The sequence below is a fragment of the Candidatus Margulisiibacteriota bacterium genome, from assembly GCA_003242895.1.
Lineage (GTDB): Bacteria > Margulisbacteria > Riflemargulisbacteria > GWF2-39-127 > GWF2-39-127 > GWF2-39-127.
Map to the genome: position 1 here is coordinate 1 of QKMY01000009.1, position 2,722 is coordinate 2,722.

Below are 2,722 nucleotides of genomic sequence, written 5' to 3' on the forward strand. Positions count from 1 at the left end.
CAGAAGTACATTAATTCTTGTTGAACCGCCGTATACGGAACCGTACGTACGGTGGTGTGAGAGGTCGGTAGGTGAATTAATCACCTACCTCCTACTCGATAGTATTAACGACTGAATTATCCCATTATAATTTCTACTGAATGTTCTTTTCCATCACTAAAAACAGGAACAATTTTGCTTGCGATTTCTTTGCCGTCAGCTTTTACTGACTTGATGCCTTTGCTGACGTGATTTGGGTTTTTGACTTCAATTTTATAGGTGATGCCTCTGAATACTCTTGTTGCTTTGAAACCGTCCCATGTTTTTGGAATACAAGGATTAATCAATAACCCTTCAAATGTCGGAAGGATACCGAGGATATATTTTGTTCCTGCCTGATAGGTCCAGGAAGAGGTTCCTGAAAGCCAATGGTTACGTGCAAGACCAAATAACGGGTGTTCATCTCCAAGAATATTTTGAGGATAGACGTATGGGTCGCATTCGAATTCATCTATCGTGTCATTTTTTGCTGCCGGGTTGATCTGCTGGTAATACTGAAAAGCTCGTTCCCCGTTCCCCATAATTGTTTCGGCAATCATAACCCAAGGGTTTGTGTGCAGAAATATTCCGCCGTTCTCTTTGGCTCCGGGAGGATACGTTGTTATTCCGCCTTTTTCAGGTTCAAACCCGTTGAAACCAGGTGCGCTTAACTTCATGCCGTTTTTTGTATTGAGATGTTTGTTAACAGATTCCAGTGATTTGCATGCTCTCTCATGATCAGCGAAGCCCGAAATTACAGCCCATGATTGACTGTTGATATAGATTTTTCCATGCTCATTCTTTTTAGAACCGAGAGGCTCTCCGTCATGGTCGAAATATCTTACAAACCATTCGCCATCCCATGCGTGTTTGTTAACGCTCGCTTTCATTTCATCGTAATAGGTTTTGTACTTGTTTGCGGTCTCTTGGTCTCCCAGATGGTTCATTAGCTCGATCATTTCCAGGAGTGCTTTACCAAATTGGTTAGCTACGAAGAGTGATTCGGCACCGGTAGGCAGGTTGACTGTGTCATTCCAGTCAGCAAATCCTAGCAGTGGAAGTCCGTGTTTGCCTTTGTCTCCGTGTGTGAATTCGATTGCTTTTTTTAAGTGATCTAGTACGGTATCCTGAGAAACCGGTTTTCCTTGTTTATCTTTGTCGTAATATGGAATTACTTCTTCCAGGAATTTTATGTCGCCGGTTTCTTTGAGATAAGAACAAACGGTCAAAATAATCCAAAGGTGGTCATCCCCATAGTATTTTGGTCTGTCTTCTTTTTCATGTGAATCGCCGACACTGGCTTCCATTGTGAGCGGCATGAATTGGTGCATTGCCGAACCATTTGCTTTTTGCACGGAAAGGATTTTTTTTATTAGGCCCTTTGATTCTTCCGGCATGTGCGCTATGACGCCCATAAGGTCCTGTGAACTGTCACGGAAGCCGAGACCTCTTCCGCCATAACCAAGTTGATACAGCGATAAATCTCTCGACCAGTTTTTTGTGATATAGCATTGTCGGGGATTGTGGACGTTGAGCATACTGTTCATGCTGGCATCCGGAGTATCTACCTGTAAGGTATCTAGATAGCCATCCCAGAATGTTTTGATGCCTGCAAAGGCTTCGTCGACATTAGCTGTCGAACGATATTTTTCAATAAGCGGCAAAGCCTCTTCCAGTTTGGATTCCTGTCCGAGTTGCGTGACGAACCTGACGGTTTTCCCTGGCTCGATTTTGCCAAGATGATGAAGAAGTGCACAGATGCTGTCGCCACGAAGAGCTTCATAGCTACTGAGTTCCGCATTTTCAAGCGCAAGTGGACGTGCCCAGGTGCCATATTCATTGTCTCCCAGGAATATTCTTCTATCGGTTTCGAACGAAGATACCGGGAAGTTGGATGTAAAATAATTTATTTTGATATCTCTAAACATAAATGGGTACTGGATGATAACTTTCATTCCATTTTTTTCACTTGCCAGCTTGCTGGTCATGGTCTGTGGTACCCAGTCGGCATTTGTGAGCTGCTTGAGAGCGTCAGGATGAGAATACTCTACAACCGGAATAGCATCAAGTTCAACTGTTTCTTTATTGAGGTTAGTTATTTTGATATCTCTGATTACCTGTGTCCCGCCAATCGGAACAAAAATAGTAATGTCGGTCTGAATGCCATAGAATTCTGAAATAATCCTGGTATAGAGCAGACCTACATGGCATTCATATTTGTCATATTTATCAAGAGTAGGAACGAAATATGGAGAAAATATTTTGAAGCCTTCCGGTTTTTTGATGCGAATATACATGGTTTCGCCTTTAAAATCAGAAGCAGGCATTTGGGGAATATATTTTGTGATCCTGTTAAGTGCCGGATCACCTTTGCATATTACGCCTCCACCAGTCTGGTCAACAAATCCGCCAAAGTTAAGATTGCCAACATAATTGATCCACTTTATCGGAGTTTTTGGCGTAGTAATAACGTATTCTCTTTTGTTGTCATTAAAATACCCGTACTTCATTATATGAAAAATCCTTTCTGCATGAATAATAGTATATAAGATGGAAAATAATATACCATATGTTCATGGTTAAATACAGTGGGGTGATTGCTATCCAGTAGTTCTAATTATAAAGAGCAAAGGTTAACAGAAATAGTTAGTGAGTTAAAAAAATAAACAGGCTAGCATCAAGTAATCATAAAAAAACATCTCCA

Annotated in this window: 1 protein-coding gene; it reads right to left on the reverse strand. The window is 41.4% G+C overall.

The features are described from left to right. Positions 1–116: 116 nt before the first annotated feature. Positions 117–2,528: a glycosyl transferase gene (locus DKM50_00985; GenBank protein ID PZM83914.1), complete on the reverse strand. Its 2,412-nt coding sequence runs from the start codon at positions 2,526–2,528 to the stop codon at positions 117–119. Between the last annotated feature and the right edge of the window lie 194 nt (positions 2,529–2,722).